The organism is Streptomyces collinus (assembly GCF_031348265.1).
GTDB lineage: Bacteria > Actinomycetota > Actinomycetes > Streptomycetales > Streptomycetaceae > Streptomyces > Streptomyces collinus.
Genome location: NZ_CP133771.1, coordinates 313,027 through 327,807 on the forward strand (window position 1 = coordinate 313,027; position 14,781 = coordinate 327,807).

A 14,781-nucleotide genomic window follows, 5' to 3' on the forward strand; every position below is an offset into this window, starting at 1 on the left:
TCCGCCCGGATGAGACCGGGCCCCGGTGTCAAGGGGTCCGGGAGGCGAGGTACTGCTCGACGCCCGGCGCGGTGTGGGCGTCTTCGACGTTCACCGCGGCTCCCACCGCCTTGGCGTCCGGCTTGTGCACGTACGTCGAGGTGTTGGCGGGCTGTGCCTTGTCGGAGAAGTCCTGTGCGGTGCCGAGTCCGACGTCGACGCCGGACTGGGAGCGGTGGGCCTTGACCACGTCCTCGCGGGCGAGGCTGCCGTTATCACAGGCCTTCTTCAGATCCGTGCCCATCAGCTGAGCGGCGCTGTAGCCGGAGAGCACGCCGGAGTCGACGAGGGAGTCCGGGTACTTCTTCTTGTAGGCGGCGACCATCTTGCGCACCCCGGCCAGTTCGGAGCTGACCGCGGGTGCGGCGCTGACCACGTTCAGCATGGCCGCCAGGGCGGGGGCGGCCGGGGTCTTCATCAGCTGCGGGGCGTAGCCGGGCGCGCTGCTGACGACGGGTACCTTCAGGCCGCGGGAGGCCGCGACGCCGACCAGGGAAGCCGTCTGGGCGGGTCCCGCGCTGATCAGGATCGCCTTGACGCCTTCCTTGCGCAGGGCCGAGACCTGTGCGGAGAGGTCGGTGTCCGTCGCCTTGATCTTCTGGCCGGCCAGCTTGAGGCCCGCCTTCTTCGCGGCCCATCGCGAGCCCTCCAGCGCGTTGGCGCCGTAGTCGCCCTCGAAGTGGACGTGGCCGATCGTGTCGCCCTTGGCGAGTCCCTTGGTGCGGGTGAGGAAGTCGACCGCAGCGATCATGTCGATGTCGTAGGTGGTGCCCAGGACCTGGACCGCGTCGCGGTCGAGCAGGGAGGCGGCCCAGGCCTGCGGGAAGGTGAGCACCTTGTCCCGCTCGATGTCGTCGAGCAGCGCGGCCATCACGGGCGAACCGATGACCTGGGGCAGTGCCACGACGTCCTGGGAGAGGTCGGCGTAGGCGGTGACGGCCTTCTGGACGTCGTAGCCGTGGTCCTTGACGACGATCTCGATGCGCCGGTCGCAGATGCCGCCGCGGGCGTTGACCTCGTCCGCCCACATCTGCTGGGCCTGCACGATGCTCTTGCCGAGGGTGGCGTAGGGGCCGGTGAGGTCCGTCAGGGCGCCGAGTCTGATGGTCTTGCCGGTCACTCCGGGGCCGGTCTTGATGCCGTCGGCGCCGTCGGCGGTGCTCCCCGGGGAACCGGCTTTGGAACTGCATCCGGTGCCCGCGAGCAGCAGGGCCGCGAGGGCGGTGGCCAGAAGCGTTCTGGTGCGTGGTGCGGTGTGGTGCGTGGGCTTCACGGGGTGGGCTCCTTGGCTCGTACGGCCGACGCGGTCGGCTGGGACGGGGCAGTGGTACCGGAGGGTGGCGGGGCGGCCCCGCGTCTGCGCAGGCGTGCGCGCAGGCGGCGGGCCAGGCCGTGCAGGCCGTCGGGGGCGAAGAGGAGGATGAGGACGATCGCCGCTCCGTAGAGGTAGCGGGCGGCCTCGGTGGGTCCGACCGTGCCGTCGGTGGTGCCGGGCGCGGCCACCAGCGGGAGTTGGTCGGCGTAGCGGGTCATCAGCAGGGGCAGCGTGGTGACGAAGACGGCGCCCGCGGTGGCTCCGGCCACCGATCCCAGTCCGCCGATGACGATCATGGCGAGGTAGTCGACCGACAGCACGAGGCCGAAGTAGTCGGGCACCACGCGGCGGAAGGAGAGGGCGAGCAGCACTCCCGCCAGGCCCGCGTACATCGAGGACACCACGAAGGCCGCCGAGCGGTAGCGGGAGACGTTCACGCCCATCACGGCGGCCGCGGTCTCGCTGTCGCGCAGCGCCACCAGGGCGCGTCCCGGACGGCTGCGGAGGATTCCGCGGGCGGTGAACCAGGTGACCGCGAACAGCGCGAGTCCCAGGTACCAGAGCCGTTCCTCGGCGCCGAACGGGACGCCCAGGAGGGTCAGTTCGGAGTCCGTGGAGAAGGAGAAGCCGCCGAGTTCCAGGGGCGGCACCGAGCGGCCGTTGAAGCCGCCGGTGACGGAGTCGGCGGTCAGCAGGACGTGGTGGCCGAGGAAGACCAGGGCCAGGGTGGCGACGCCCAGGTAGATGCCGCGCACCCGGCCGGCGACGGGGCTGAAGAGCCCGCCGGCCGCCCCGGCGAGCAGCACCGCGAGGACGGCGGCCACGGCGGTGGGCAGGCCGGGCCCGGGCTCGCCGGCCAGCCAGACGTAGCCGTAGGCGCCCACGGCCAGGAAGAAGGCGTGACCGAGGGAGAGTTGGCCCGCCGTGCCGGAGAGCAGGCCGAGGCCCACCGCGCCGACGGCCGCCGCCATGGAGAACAGGCCGATGCGCAGCCAGAACGCGTCGAGGTAGAAGGGCAGGGCGCACAGGACGGCGACAGCCGCGCATGTCCAGCCCAGCCGGATCGCGCGGGCGCGCGGAAGTCGCTCAGACACGGACCGCCGCCTTCCCGCCGAACAGCCCGGTCGGCCGCACCAGCAGCACCAGCACCATCACCGCGTAGGGGGCGACGTCCCCGAACCCCTCGCCCAGGACGTGCAGTTCGGACTGGTAGCCCGCGACGAGCGCCTCGGTCATGCCGATCAGCAGACTGCCCGCGAGGGCGCCGGGCGGCGAGGCCATGCCGCCGAGGATCGCCGCCGGGAACGCCTTCAGGGCGATCTGCCCCGTCGTGCGCTCCAGGCCGGGTGCGGGGAACGCGGCGAGGAAGACCGCCGCCAGGGCGGCCAGCGCTCCGGCCAGGCACCAGGCCAGCATGCGGACCCGCACCAGCCGTACGCCCATGAGGGACGCCGCCTCGACGTCCTCGGCCGCGGCGCGCAGCGACAGGCCCCAGGAGGTGTACCGGAACAGGGCGAAGACACCGGCGATGACGACGGCGGAGACCACGATCGCGGCGATGCGGCTGTCCGCGACGGTCACCGGCCCGAGCCCGCTGACCGAGTCGCCCCAGGGGTCGCCGAGCGAGAGCAGATCGCCGCCGATGCGCCGTGACAGGTCGGTGAGGATGAGGATGTCGACGCCGATGGTGACGATGGTCTGCACATGGGCGGTGTGCGGGTCCGGCCCGCCGGCCTGGAGCAGGAAGCGGTCCATGGCTCCGGCCACGGCCGCCGTCACCAGGACGGACACGGCGAGGGCTCCGGCGAAGCCGAGGTCGTCGTGGAGTACTGCGGTGAGGTAGCCGCCGAGCAGGAGCAAGGAGCCGTGGGCGAAGTTCATGACGCCGGAGGCCTTGAAGATGATGACGAAGCCGAGGGCGACGAGAGCGTAGACCGCGCCCAGGGCGAGGCCGTTGAACACGTTGTCGAGGAGGGAGGTCATGCCGCGTCCTCCTGCTCTGCGCCGGTGCCGAGGTAGGCGCGCAGCACCTCGGGGTCGCTGCGGACCTCGTCCGGGGTGCCGTGCGCGATGCGGCGGCCGAAGTCGAGGACGGTGACCTCGTCGGCGAGCCGCATCACCAGGCCCATGTCGTGCTCGACCAGGACGACGGACAGGCCGAGTTCGGCCCGTACGGTGTGCACGACCTCGACCGTGCGGGCACGTTCGGCCGCGTTCATCCCGGCGACCGGTTCGTCGAGCAGCAGCACGCTGGGCTCCAGGCAGAGGGCGCGGGCGAACTCCACGCGTTTGCGGTCGCCGTAGGAGAGCAGGGCGACGGGGTGGTCGAAGTGCTGTGCCAGACCGGTGAGTTCGGCGATCTCGCGGGCCCGGGCGAGGTGCTCGCGCTGCTCGCGCCGTGCGTGCGGCAGGCGCAGCGCGCCGGCGGCGAACCCGGAGCGGGACAGGGCGTGGCGGCCGAGCATCAGGTTGTCGGCGACCGTGCCCTGGGTGGTGACGATGTTCTGGAAGGTGCGGGCCATGCCGAGGGCGGCGATGCGGTGGGGCGCCAGCCGGGTCAGGTCGGCGTCCCCCAGCCGTACGGTGCCCGTGGCCGGGCGGCACAGCCCCGACAGCACGTTGAAGCAGGTGGACTTGCCCGCTCCGTTGGGTCCTATCAGCGCGTGGACGGAGCCCGGGGCGACGGTGAACGACACCGCGTCCAGGGCGGTGAGTCCGGCGAAGCGGACCGTCACATCCGTGACGGTGAGTTCGGGCGGTGCGGTGGTGCGGACGGTCACGCGGCTCCCTGCCCCTCGGTGCTTCCGGCTCTCTGCGCGGTCTTGGTCCCCTCACCGTCGGTCTCACCCAGGTACAGGCGCTTCACGGCGTCCGTGCGGGCGAGTTCGTCGGCGGGCCCGGAGAGCCGGACCTCGCCGACCTCCAGGACGTGGGCGGTGTCGGCGAGGGACAGCGCCATGCCCGCGTTCTGCTCGACCAGCAGCACGGCGGTGCCTTGTGCGTTGATCTCGCGGACGACCTCGGCGATCCGGTACACCATCTGCGGGGCCAGGCCCAGGGAGGGCTCGTCGAGCAGGAGCAGCCGGGGCGCGGCCATGAGGGCCCGGCCGATGGCGAGCATCTGCTGCTCGCCGCCGGAGAGCAGTCCAGCCGCCTGCCGGGTGCGTTCGGCGAGGCGCGGGAAGAGCGTGAAAACCCGCTCCCGGGCCTCGGCGACCTGGTCGGGGCGGCGCCGCCCGAGGCCGAGGCCGCCGGAGCGCAGGTTCTCGTCGACGGTGAGCCCGGCGAAGACCCGGCGTCCCTCGGGGACCTGGACGACTCCGGCGCGCACGGCGGCGACCGGGTCGCGTCCGTCGAGGTCCGTCGTGCCGTAGCGGATACGGCCGGCCGTGACCGCGCCGCGGTGCAGGCGCAGGGTGCCCGACACCGCCCGCAGCAGGGTCGTCTTGCCCGCGCCGTTGGCGCCGAGCAGGGCCACGACCGTGCCGTGCGGGACGGTCAGCGACACGGAGCGCAGGGCGGACAGGGCGCGCCCGTAGGTCACGTCGAGGCCCTCGACGTGCAGGGCGGGCTCGTCGTCCGGTGGTGCTTCGGGCATCACGGCTCCTCGGATCCGTGCCGTCGGGCACGGGTGCTTCGGGGGAAGGGCAGCTCACGACAGCACGGGCGCAGGCGGGCGGTACAGGTGTAGGGGCCCGGTGGCTGCGTGGTCCCAACGGGGTCCGCTGGGGACTGTGCGGCTGCCCAGGGGGCGGCGGCCGGCGGCGCGGGCGGATGCCGGGCAGGGGTGCACGCCACCGCCCCTGGCAGAGGGTGCAGCGTGCGGGTCTCCCCGGTGTGTCAGCCGCGCAGCAGCCTGCGGGCCGTCAGGGCGAGGCTGATCTCCACCACGTCGTGCGGGCGGGCCAGGGAGCGGCCGATGAGCTGTTCGCAGCGGCGCAGCCGGTTCAGGACGGTGTTCCGGTGGCAGTAGAGCCGTTGACCGGCACGCTGGGCGGAACCCTCGCAGGCGAACCAGGCGACCAGGGTGTCCAGCAGGACGTCCCGGTCGGCCGGTTCCAGGCGCAGCAGGGGGCCCAGCACCCGCTCGGTGAGGGTGGCGCCGAGTTCCGGGCAGGAGACGACCAGCGCCTCGGGCAGATGCTCGGTGAGCCGGACGGTGCCGCCGCCGGGCGGGCAGATGCTGAGGGCCAGGTCGGCCAGGCGCCGGGCGTCGCCTACGGCGGCGAGTCCCGTCACGGCGCTGCCGACGCCGATCCGGCGGCCCGCGGGGCCATCGGTGGACAGGGCCAGTGCCGCGACGGGGTCCCGGTCGGCCTCGCCGCCCGTCTCGTCGCCGCTCCTCCCGTCGCCGACCAGGACGATGCCGTGGTCCACGTCCACCCCTGCGTGCCAGTAGGCGCTCCCGCCGGGCGGGAGGTCCTGCGTCCGGCCCCCGGCGACCGCGACGACGACGTACCGGCCGTGCTCCGGCAGGCACAGTCTCTCGGCCGTCTCGGGCAGGTCCGCGATCCGGCTCGTGCCGTCCAGGAGGGCCGCTGCCAGCAGGCGCACCCTGTTCTCCCGCCGCCAGGCCAGCTGCCGCTCGGCCTGCCGGTAGGCGTCCGCCACGAGGGTGCAGTGCTCGTCGACGAAGTTCCACACGTCGGTGGCCACGTGCACGAGCAGCCGGATGTCCTCGGGCTCCGAGCGGGTGGTCTCCTCGACCAGCCGCTGCCACACCAGGGACCCGCCCAGCCGGAACGCGTGCAGCAGGGCATCCAGCGGCAGTCCCTGCTCGGCGCGGGTGACGCCGATCCGCCAGGTGCAGCGGTGGGCGGCCTCGCGGGTGCCGCGCGGGTCGAGCAGCGACGTCACGCTGTGCCGCAGCGAGCGGCAGACCTCCTGCCAGGTGGCGGCGTGGTCGTTCTCCAGCGCCGTCCGGTACGCCGGTTCCTGTTCGCGCAGGACCGCCAGCAGCCGGTCGGTCAGATCCGGCAGGTCGTCGAGCAGGACGCGGGCGGCGCGGTGCAGGACACGCAGCGCGTCGGCGTCGATCAGCGACCGGATCCGCCGGGACCGCGGCTGCGGGACGGGGGTGGGCCCGGCGCGGAACGTCGTACGTGTGCGTGCGGCAGGATGCATGGCGGTCCTCCCCCGGCTTCGGCCCCACGGCAGCCCCGGTGCCGTCCGGGCGCAGCGGCGTCCGACGGGTGCGCTGCCCCGTTCGGCGTCGTCACCCGCGTAGTGCTGCTTCGAAGAATGGCATACCGTCCGGTCGGTCCCCAGGGTCGTGCGGCGTCTTCTCCATCCGGCCGCCGAGATTTTCCGGGGTTCAGCGGTGCTCTTGGTCGACCATGCGGGCCAGCTCGATGCGGGAGCGCACGCCGAGAGCGGCGAAGACGTTCCTCAGGTGGTAGTCGACGGTGCGGGTGCTGACGGCGAGCCGCTGGGCCACCTCCCTGTTGGTGGCGCCCTCGGCCACGTGGCGTGCGATGCGCAGTTGCTGCGGGGTCAGCCGTGCGAGTCCGGCGGCCGGCTCCTTCCCCGACGCGGCTCCGTTGGCGCGCAGCTCGTCGCGCGTCTGGTCGGCCCAGGCACCGGCGCCGCAGCGTTCGAAGGCGACCAGAGCGGCGCCGAGCCGGCCCCGGGCCTCCCGCAGCCGGCGGCGGCGACGCAGCCACCGGCCGTACAGCAGCTCGGTCCGCGCCCGCTCGAAGTCGCCACCCGCCCCGTCGTGCAGGGCGAGCGCCCGCACGTAGAGGTCGTCGGCTTCGCGGTCGTCCGCGGCGAGCAGGGCCCGGCAGCGTGCGAGCTGGGCCGCCGCGTGCGGATCGGCGCCGAAGTCGGCCCATCGGGCGAGGTCGCCGACGGGCCCCCGGGCGTCTTCCGGCTGCCCGGCGCGTACCGCGGCCTCGACGAAGCAGGGCACGGCGAGCATCCACACGGCGAAGTGACCACGCCGGGGGCCGGGTCCGACGAGCGGGCCGAGCCGGTCGGCGGCGTCCAGGGGGCGGCCGCGGGCCAGGTCGGCGCGGGCGGTGGCCCACTCGGCCAGGGTCGCCGCCTGGGCCAGGCCGTGGCGGCGGGCCGTGGCCAGGGCGGCCGAGGCGTATCCGGCGACCGCGGCGGTGTCCCCTTCGATCGAAGCGGCCAGGGCGAGCAGCGCGTGGTGGCTCGCCGCGGTGTTGCGATGGCCGGCCAGCAGTGCCGCGCGCACGCCCTCCTCCGCGTGGGCGCGCGCCTGCGCGTGTCGGCCGGCGCGCAGCTCGCCGTAGGCCAGGTACTCCAGGGCCCGCGCTTCGGAGGCGACGCACTCCGCGTTGCGGGCGACCGCCAGGGCGCGGGCCCCGGCGGCGCGGGCGGCGTGGACGTCGCCGAGCAGCAGGGCCGCGGACGCGGCGCGCAGCAGCCGCTCCGGCGGGTCGTCGTGGCGCACGTGGCTCAGTACGCGCCGCAGCGGCCCGGCGGCATGCTCCGGCCGCCGGGCCAGCAGGGCGCGCATGCCGTCGCGGTAGTCCCGGAAGAAGGGGTCGCGTTCTCGTCCCCGCACGGAACCGGGCGGCTCGGGCTGCCGGGTTCCGGGGGGAGGGACGGGGAGGTTCTCGGCGCCGGGCGGCGGCGGCCCGCCGTCGGCTCGCTGCGTCGCCGGGCCGTCGCCGTCCAGGCCGGATGCCGGAGCGCTGCCGCCCGGGCCGGACGCCGGGGCGTCACCGTCCCCGCCGGTCGTCGGGGCGCTGCCACCCGCGCCGGACACCGGAGCTCTGCCATCCAGGCCAGACACCTGGGTGCTGCCGTCCAGACCACACACCGGAGCGTCCGCGTCCCCGCCGGCCATTGAGGCGCTGCCGCCCGGGCCGGACACCGGAGCGCTGCCGGCCAGACCCGACGCCTCAGGGCCGCCATCCAGGCCAGACCCCGCAACGCCGCCATCCAGACCAGACACCCGGGTGCTGCCGTCCAGACCAGACACCGGAGCGTCCGCGTCCCCGCCGGCCAATGAGGCACTGCCGCCCGGCCCGGACACCGGAGCGTCGCCGGCCAGACCCGACGCCTCAAGGCCGCCATCCAGGCCAGACCCCGCAACGCCGCCGTCCTGGCCGGACGGAGCATCGCCGTCCCCGCCGGACGTCTGACCGCTGCCGCCCCCGCCGGTGATCGGGGCACTGCGATCGCAGGCCGCTTCTCCGGCTGTGGCGGTGACCGGTGCGGCATGCCGGCCTGCCGGCCCCGGGGTGTCCGTGCCGTCGAGGACGGTCAGACAGGCCGTGACGTCTCCCGACGCCCAGGCGGCGTCCGCCGCGCAGAGAAGTGCGGCCTCGGCCCCGTCCGGGGCGCCTGCGGCGAGCAGGGACGCGGCCAGCAGCAGGGTCTCCCGGGCGTCGTCCACCGGCCCGTCGAACAACTGCCTTCGGCCTCGGGCGAGTTCGGCATGGCCGCGGTCCTCGGCGGACGGCCGGGGGACGTCCCGGCCGTACCGGCTCCCCGCGCGGGGAGCGGCCCGCACCCTGCTCCTGTCTCCGGTCACCCAACGGAGGTTACTCGTGCGTAAGGAAGACCGGAAGGTTGAAGTCCGCGCCTCCCGTCAGGCAAACCCACGGCCCCACCTGCGCATTGACCGGGCCTGGCCGCGAGACGCGTTGTGCCCCGGCCCAATGACCGGACCTCTCGCCTGTGCCCCGGCACGGCGCCGGCGGCGGACGCGTCGCGCACGTCCGCCGCCGGGCCCCTCGCTGTGTCAGGAACCATGGGGGCAGTTGCCGCGGTACTCCTCGATGGTCAGGCTCGGCCGGGGCAGCGGGCACAGGAACTGCTCGTAGCGGGTGTCGTTGTCGATGAACCGCTTGAGCCAGGAAATGCTGTACTTCGCGATCGTCGTGTTCGACGAGTTGGGCGTGAAGTGCGTCGCCGAGTTCAGCTCCAGGTAGCCCCGGTCCAGCGAGGAGGACAGGCTCGTGTAGAAGGGCTCGGAGTGGGAGGAGACGGGGGCGACGGTGTCTCCGTCGGCTCCGAAGATCAGGGTCGGCGTGGTCACTTCGGGCCAGGTCTTGTCGAGGTTCCACGGGGTCAGCGGGATCGCCGCCTGGAGAGCCGGACGCGACTTGGCGGCCTCCAGGCTGCCGCCGCCGCCCATCGAATGGCCCATGACGCCGAGGCGGGAGGCGTCGACGCGGCTGCGCACCGAGCTGCGTTCGGTGAGGTGGTCCAGTGCGGCCAGCAGCTGGCGGCCGCGGGAGTCGGGCTGGTCGAGTGTGGTGAGGGTGTCGATGGTGAACACCACGAAGCCCTGGGACGCCAGCCGCGGTCCGAGCCAGGCGATGGACGACTCGTAAGCGGTGTAGCCGGGTGAGATGGCCACCGCGCCGAAGGTGCCGTCGCTGGTGCTCGTCGGGTAGTAGATGGTGCCGCCGCCGAATCCGGTGACGGACAGCGAGGAGACGGACGTCTGCGACACGGCGTACGGGCCGCGGGCCGCCTCGATTCCGGCGGTGGTGGGGGCCGGGCCGCGCTCATAGGGGTTGTCGGCGGCGTGGGCGCCCGGGCCGGTCAGGGGTCCCAGGCCCACGGCGAGGGAGAGGACCGCGACGACAGCGGCCAGGCGTCCGGCCCGGTGCCCGGATCGCCGGCCGAGGGTGTCGCGGGTGCGGGTGGATGAGCCGGTGTGGGGGTGGAGTTGCACGACGAGTCGTCCTCTCTGTCGTGGCGGGTGGCCGTTCGCGGGCACGCGGGACCTGGGGCGTCCGCCGCGTGCCCGCGGTGGGCACCGCCGTCGGGCTGGCCGTGCCACTGTCGGCGACCGGCCACCGCGCGGGGACCGGCAATGTCACCGGTCTCGTACGGCCGCCGTGCCGGCCGGTCTCGTACGGCCACCGCGTCGGCGGCCTGGTACGGCCACCACGCCGCCGGTCTCGTACGGCCACCGCGTCAGCGGGGTGGTGCCGGCCACGGCGGGGCCGAAGCCGGTCAGCACCACGCCCGTGGCCCGCCCGAGCACACGGTGGACGCGGGGCCGGTGGAGGACCGGCCAGGCCTTGGGCAGGAGGAACACGCAGCCGTCCAGCCAGACGAGCGTGAGGGTGGCACGGAGAGGACGATGAGTGCCGTGGGCCGGGCAGCGGGTCCCCGACGACCCGACCGGGCTCCGCCGGGACCATGGATGGGGCGCGGCGGAGCTGCCACAGCGTCTGCGCACCCAGGAGCAGCAGGTGTCCGGCACGGAGGAACGTCAGAGCGAGGTGAGCGGCGGGCAAGGCGGCGAGAACGGCCGCGAGGCCCGCGGCGGTCGGCGCACCCCGGAGCAGCGGTCCGGCCGCGATCCCGCCCACGGAGCCGAGGCGGGCGTTCCGCTCCTCGAAACGGTCGTACGCCAGGGCCGCGCCCGGCACTCCGCCGTCCTCGCGTGCCGCGAAGCCCTCCACCGCGCGATCGGCGTCCACTCCCGCCGGCTGTGAGGCGCCGCCGCTCACCGCCGACCGGACAACGGGTTCCGCTCTGCCGGGGAACCGGCGCGGCTGCTGCCCGTTGCTGTTCGACGGTGAGCGGTCCGGCGAGGGTGGGAGCCCTTCTCAGGCGTGACGCCGCACGCGTCAGTCCACGATCACCTCCGCCCGCCCCGCCGGCGCCCGCTCGGCGAGCACGCCGGCGAAGTTCCCCTCGACCTCCGCCTTCTCCGCCGCGTTCGGGTACGGGTTGGTGCACGAAGTGCCCGCGGTGGAGCCGGACATCAGGCTGGAGCACGGCCCCGGCTTGCGGTCCGGCAGACCCAGGATGTGCCCGAGTTCGTGCGAGGAGATACGGATCGTGTCGTAGCCCTGGTCGACGGCCTGGCGCCCGATGTACACGGTGCCGTTGCCGAGGGTGGTGGGCAGGGCGCGCGGCCAGCCGTTGTCCGCGAGGACCCGGATGTTCGCTCGCTGCCCGGCTGCGACCGGCCGCAGTTCGACGGCGTCGACGCTCTCGTTCCAGATCGCAGCGCCCCGGTTGACGGCGCTCTTGAACTCCGCGGAGCCGCTGGCGTCATAGGTCAGGACCCGGGCGGCGACCGGAGCGTCCGCCGCTCGGGGGACGGCGGCCGCGGCCTGGCCACCCGTCAGGGACAAGGCCACCAGACAGGCGGCGGCGACACCGCCGGTCAGCATTCGGACGTGCATGATCGACCTCCTTGTGGGGAAAGGGCAGTCGTGCTCATGACATTCTTTAGCCCCATGCCCGGCAAGGTCGCCAGCGAATCCGGCAAACGGCCTACGCCGAGCCTCCGCAAGTGCCGGACCGTCGGACGACGGTCGCGACCGAAACGCCGACGGCGATGAACGACCAGCCGGTGGTCAGCTCCCGGCGGCGGACCGTCGGCCTGTCGAGCAGGCCCCGGTCGAGCGTCATCCGCCCTCCACTCCCGCGCCTGCGAAATCGCCCGTGGTCAACGCCCGTTGGCACTCCCCGTGCGAAGGCCGCCGAACCGGCGGCACCGTCGGGTACCCCCATGGGGCCGCCTGGACAGCCCGACGGCTGAACGAGGGTGGAACCCGTGCGCGGACGGTGTGATCACCGGCGTTGACCTCACGTTCACGGCACGAGCACAATCTGCGGGCCTGCGTCGTACGCCGGCGAACTGGGGGAACCATGGGCGACAAGTGTCCTGACCGCGAGACGATCGATGCCATCGCGCGCAACCCGTCGGCACCGGTCGGCGTACTGACCCGGCTGCTGCACGAGGAAGCCGTCGCGGCCTGGGATGCGCTGGCCTGGCGCGCGCTGCCGGACGAGGTGGTCGACGCGATCGTCGCGCACCCCGACCACAGGCTGCGGTCGGCGTTCGCCGCGAACCCCTCCGTGACGCCGGAACAACGCGCCCGGCTCGTCGACGATCCCGACGCACGGGTCCGCGAGGCGCTGGCCTACGGACCCGACTGGTTCCGCATCCCCGTGGATCCCCTTCCCGTGTCCGCCCAGGAGCGCCTGCTCGCCGACCGGGAGGCACGGGTCCGCCGGAGCGCGGCCGGCTGCCGGTACACGGCTGCGGACCTGGTCGCCCGTCTCGCCGACCACCAGGACGCGGAGCTCCGGCGGGCAGCCTGCCGCACGTGGCCCCACCTGCCCGGCACCACCCGGAACCGTCTCCTCCACGACGCCGACGGGACCGTGCGCACAGCAGCCATGCTGGAGGCCTGCCGCGACGACGCGGGGTACACCGACCTGCTGCTCGACGCGGACCTCGGTTCCTTCGACCGGCAGGCGGTGATCCGCTACGGCGCCATGAGCACGGCGACCGCCGAACGGCTCGCCGCGAGCGGCGAAGAGGCGGACCGGCGCGAACTGGCGGCCAACCTCGGCGTGGCCGTCGACCTCGTCCGGACGCTGGACGACGACGACGCGCGCAGCGTCCGGCTGGCCGTATCGGTACGGCCCGAGCTGACGGAGACCGACCGGGCCGCCGTCGACATCACCATCAGCCCCGCCGACCGGCTGTCCCCCGTCGAATGGGTGCTCCGCTGCGCCGAGCCGGACCGGCTGCGCCGATGCGCACGGTCGGCCCACGTCCTGCTGCGCCGCAGCGCCGCGTGCAGTCCGCACCTGCCCGCGGACGCCGTCGAACTGCTCTCCCAGGACGACGACTATCCCGTGAGACTCCTGCTGTGCGAGAACCAGCCGACCGTCGACGGCGAGATCGTGCTGCAGACCTACCTCGACTGCAAGGTCATCACCAAGGGCGCTCTGCTGGGCCACCCCAACTTCCCCCGCGCGGGGGCCGGGCGGCGCTTCGCCGACGACCCCGACCCGGAGAGGAGATGGCTGGTGGGACTCGACACGCAAGCTCCGGCCGCCGTGGTGGTCCGGCTGCTCGCCGACCCCGAGAAGCGTGTGCGCTGCATGGCCGCCGCGCACCCCGCCCTGCCCGTCGGCCTCGTCCTGGAGTGCTGCGAGGACCCGGAGCTCTCCTCCCGGGCCCTGAGCAACCCGGGCCTCCCGGCGGAGGTCATGCACCAGTATCTGGACGCGGTGGGCATCCCCCGCTGACGGCGGTGGAGCACCCTGAGGACAAGTCACCCTGAGGACCAGGCGCGCGGCGGGCGGTCCTAGCCCGCTGCCCGCCGCTCGGCCCCGGGCAGCGGCGGGAGCGGCGTCCCGTGGATCCAGGCCTGCAGCAGTTCGTCCACCGGCTCGGTCGCGAAGCGGGCCACGTGCGCGGCGAAGGCCTCGGTCGTGACCGTGCCGCCGCGGTGCTGCCGACCCCAGCCGCGCAGCATGCGGAAGAAGGCGATGTCGCCCAGCGCGCAGCGCACCGCGTGCAGCACGAGCCCGCCGCGTTCGTAGAGCCGGTCGTCGAACATCGACTTGCGACCCGGGTCCGACAGCCGCAGATCCTGCGGCAGCGCCGACAGCACCCGGTGTGCGGCAGCCGCGAGCTGCTGTGCCGTACGCCCGCCCGAGCGCTCCGACCACAGCCACTCCGCGTACTTCGCGAACCCCTCGTTGAGCCAGATGTGCCGCCAGTCGGCGATGGACACGCTGTTGCCGAACCACTGGTGGGCCAGTTCGTGTGCGACAAGCCGCTCCGAACCCCGCGCCCCGTCCACGTGGTTGGCGCCGAACAGCGACAGCCCCTGGGCCTCGACGGGCACGTCGAGCTCCTCCTCGGTCACCACCACCGCGTACTCGTCGAAGGGGTAGGGCCCGAACAGCTCCTGGAACACCTCCATCATCTGCGGCTGGCGCGCGAAGTCCCGCGAGAAGTCGCCCAGCAGATGCGCGGGGATGTGGCCGTGCTGCGGGACGCCGCCCGGGCCGGGGTCGCCCAGCAGGACCGTCTGGTACTTGCCGATCGCGAGGCCGACCAGATAGCTGGACGTCGGCGCCGACTGCTCGTACACCCAGGTGGTGGTGCTCGCCTTCGTCGTCCGGGTCAGCAGGCGTCCGCCCGCGACGACCGCGTACGCCGACGGCGTGGTGACCGAGAGCTGGTACGACGCCTTGTCGGCGGGCCGGTCGTTGCACGGGTACCACGACGGCGCCCCGATCGGCTGGCTGGCCACCAGCGCCCCGTCCTCCAGCTCCTCCCAGCCGAGCCCGCCCCAGGGGCTGTCGACCGGCTCGGGGTTGCCCGACCAGTGCACCTCGACCGTGAAGGGCGCCCCGGCTCGGACCGGCTTGGCGGGACGGACGCGCAGTCTGCCGCCGCGGTGCGTGTAGTGGGGCTGCCGTCCGTCGACGCGCACCCGCCCGATCTTGTAGTCGGCCAGGTTGAGCACGAACTCGCCGAGCGGGGCCCGTCCCGCTATGGCGTTGATGCGGGCCGTCCCGGACAGCCGGTTCGGGGCCGGGCGGTAGTCCAGCGCGAGCTCGTACCGGTGCACCCGGTAGCGGGGGTCGCCGTGCTCCGGGAAGTACGGGTCCGCGCCCGCCGCCTGCTGGACTGCCACTGCCGTCTGGTCTCCCTGCGCCGCGCTGCT

At 73.9% G+C, this 14,781-nt stretch carries 13 protein-coding genes and 1 pseudogene; 2 read left to right on the forward strand and 12 right to left on the reverse strand.

Annotated features, from left to right (window positions below; genetic code table 11):
- Positions 1-28 precede the first annotated feature (28 nt).
- The 9 genes and pseudogenes from RFN52_RS01355 to RFN52_RS01395 form a co-directional block, all read right to left on the reverse strand.
- Positions 29-1,312, reverse strand: coding sequence for an ABC transporter substrate-binding protein (locus tag RFN52_RS01355; protein WP_184854488.1), 1,284 nt, complete (start codon positions 1,310-1,312; stop codon positions 29-31).
- Positions 1,309-2,448, reverse strand: coding sequence for a branched-chain amino acid ABC transporter permease (locus RFN52_RS01360; RefSeq protein WP_374050145.1), 1,140 nt, complete (start codon positions 2,446-2,448; stop codon positions 1,309-1,311). The genes RFN52_RS01355 and RFN52_RS01360 overlap by 4 nt, the downstream gene beginning before the upstream one ends.
- Positions 2,441-3,337: a branched-chain amino acid ABC transporter permease gene (locus RFN52_RS01365; protein ID WP_184854487.1), complete on the reverse strand. Its 897-nt coding sequence runs from the start codon at positions 3,335-3,337 to the stop codon at positions 2,441-2,443. The genes RFN52_RS01360 and RFN52_RS01365 overlap by 8 nt, the downstream gene beginning before the upstream one ends.
- Positions 3,334-4,134, reverse strand: coding sequence for an ABC transporter ATP-binding protein (locus tag RFN52_RS01370; RefSeq protein ID WP_184854486.1), 801 nt, complete (start codon positions 4,132-4,134; stop codon positions 3,334-3,336). Before RFN52_RS01370 ends, RFN52_RS01365 begins: the two co-directional genes overlap by 4 nt.
- Positions 4,131-4,952: an ABC transporter ATP-binding protein gene (locus tag RFN52_RS01375; RefSeq protein ID WP_184854485.1), complete on the reverse strand. Its 822-nt coding sequence runs from the start codon at positions 4,950-4,952 to the stop codon at positions 4,131-4,133. The genes RFN52_RS01370 and RFN52_RS01375 overlap by 4 nt, the downstream gene beginning before the upstream one ends.
- Before the next feature lie 242 nt (positions 4,953-5,194).
- Positions 5,195-6,478 (reverse strand): PucR family transcriptional regulator, encoded by a 1,284-nt coding sequence (locus tag RFN52_RS01380; protein WP_184854484.1) that lies wholly within the window; start codon positions 6,476-6,478, stop codon positions 5,195-5,197.
- A 190-nt stretch (positions 6,479-6,668) separates the two neighbouring features.
- A pseudogene (locus RFN52_RS40210) lies at positions 6,669-8,056 on the reverse strand (helix-turn-helix transcriptional regulator); the annotation flags it as partial.
- A 1,015-nt stretch (positions 8,057-9,071) separates the two neighbouring features.
- Positions 9,072-10,013: a bis(hydroxyethyl) terephthalate hydrolase gene (gene bdeA, locus RFN52_RS01390; RefSeq protein ID WP_184854483.1), complete on the reverse strand. Its 942-nt coding sequence runs from the start codon at positions 10,011-10,013 to the stop codon at positions 9,072-9,074.
- Between the two features lie 144 nt (positions 10,014-10,157).
- A complete protein-coding gene (locus tag RFN52_RS01395) occupies positions 10,158-10,382 on the reverse strand; it encodes a hypothetical protein (RefSeq protein ID WP_184854482.1) in 225 nt (74 codons plus the stop codon).
- A 49-nt stretch (positions 10,383-10,431) separates the two neighbouring features.
- Between RFN52_RS01395 and RFN52_RS01400 the strand changes: the two genes are divergently transcribed.
- Positions 10,432-10,785, forward strand: coding sequence for a hypothetical protein (locus RFN52_RS01400; protein ID WP_184854749.1), 354 nt, complete (start codon positions 10,432-10,434; stop codon positions 10,783-10,785).
- A 135-nt stretch (positions 10,786-10,920) separates the two neighbouring features.
- On the opposite strand, the gene RFN52_RS01405 is transcribed toward RFN52_RS01400, so the two are convergent.
- Entirely contained in the window at positions 10,921-11,484 is a 564-nt protein-coding gene (locus RFN52_RS01405; protein WP_184854481.1) for a snapalysin family zinc-dependent metalloprotease, read from the reverse strand.
- A 91-nt stretch (positions 11,485-11,575) separates the two neighbouring features.
- On the reverse strand, positions 11,576-11,713 hold the full coding sequence (locus tag RFN52_RS01410) for a hypothetical protein (protein WP_184854748.1): 138 nt from the start codon (positions 11,711-11,713) through the stop codon (positions 11,576-11,578).
- Positions 11,714-11,953: 240 nt separating this feature from the next.
- Here RFN52_RS01410 and RFN52_RS01415 point away from each other — a divergent pair, with 240 nt between their 5' ends.
- Entirely contained in the window at positions 11,954-13,348 is a 1,395-nt protein-coding gene (locus tag RFN52_RS01415) for a hypothetical protein (RefSeq protein ID WP_311240858.1), read from the forward strand.
- Positions 13,349-13,407: 59 nt separating this feature from the next.
- On the opposite strand, the gene RFN52_RS01420 is transcribed toward RFN52_RS01415, so the two are convergent.
- Positions 13,408-14,751: a M1 family metallopeptidase gene (locus RFN52_RS01420; RefSeq protein ID WP_184854480.1), complete on the reverse strand. Its 1,344-nt coding sequence runs from the start codon at positions 14,749-14,751 to the stop codon at positions 13,408-13,410.
- Positions 14,752-14,781: the final 30 nt, after the last annotated feature.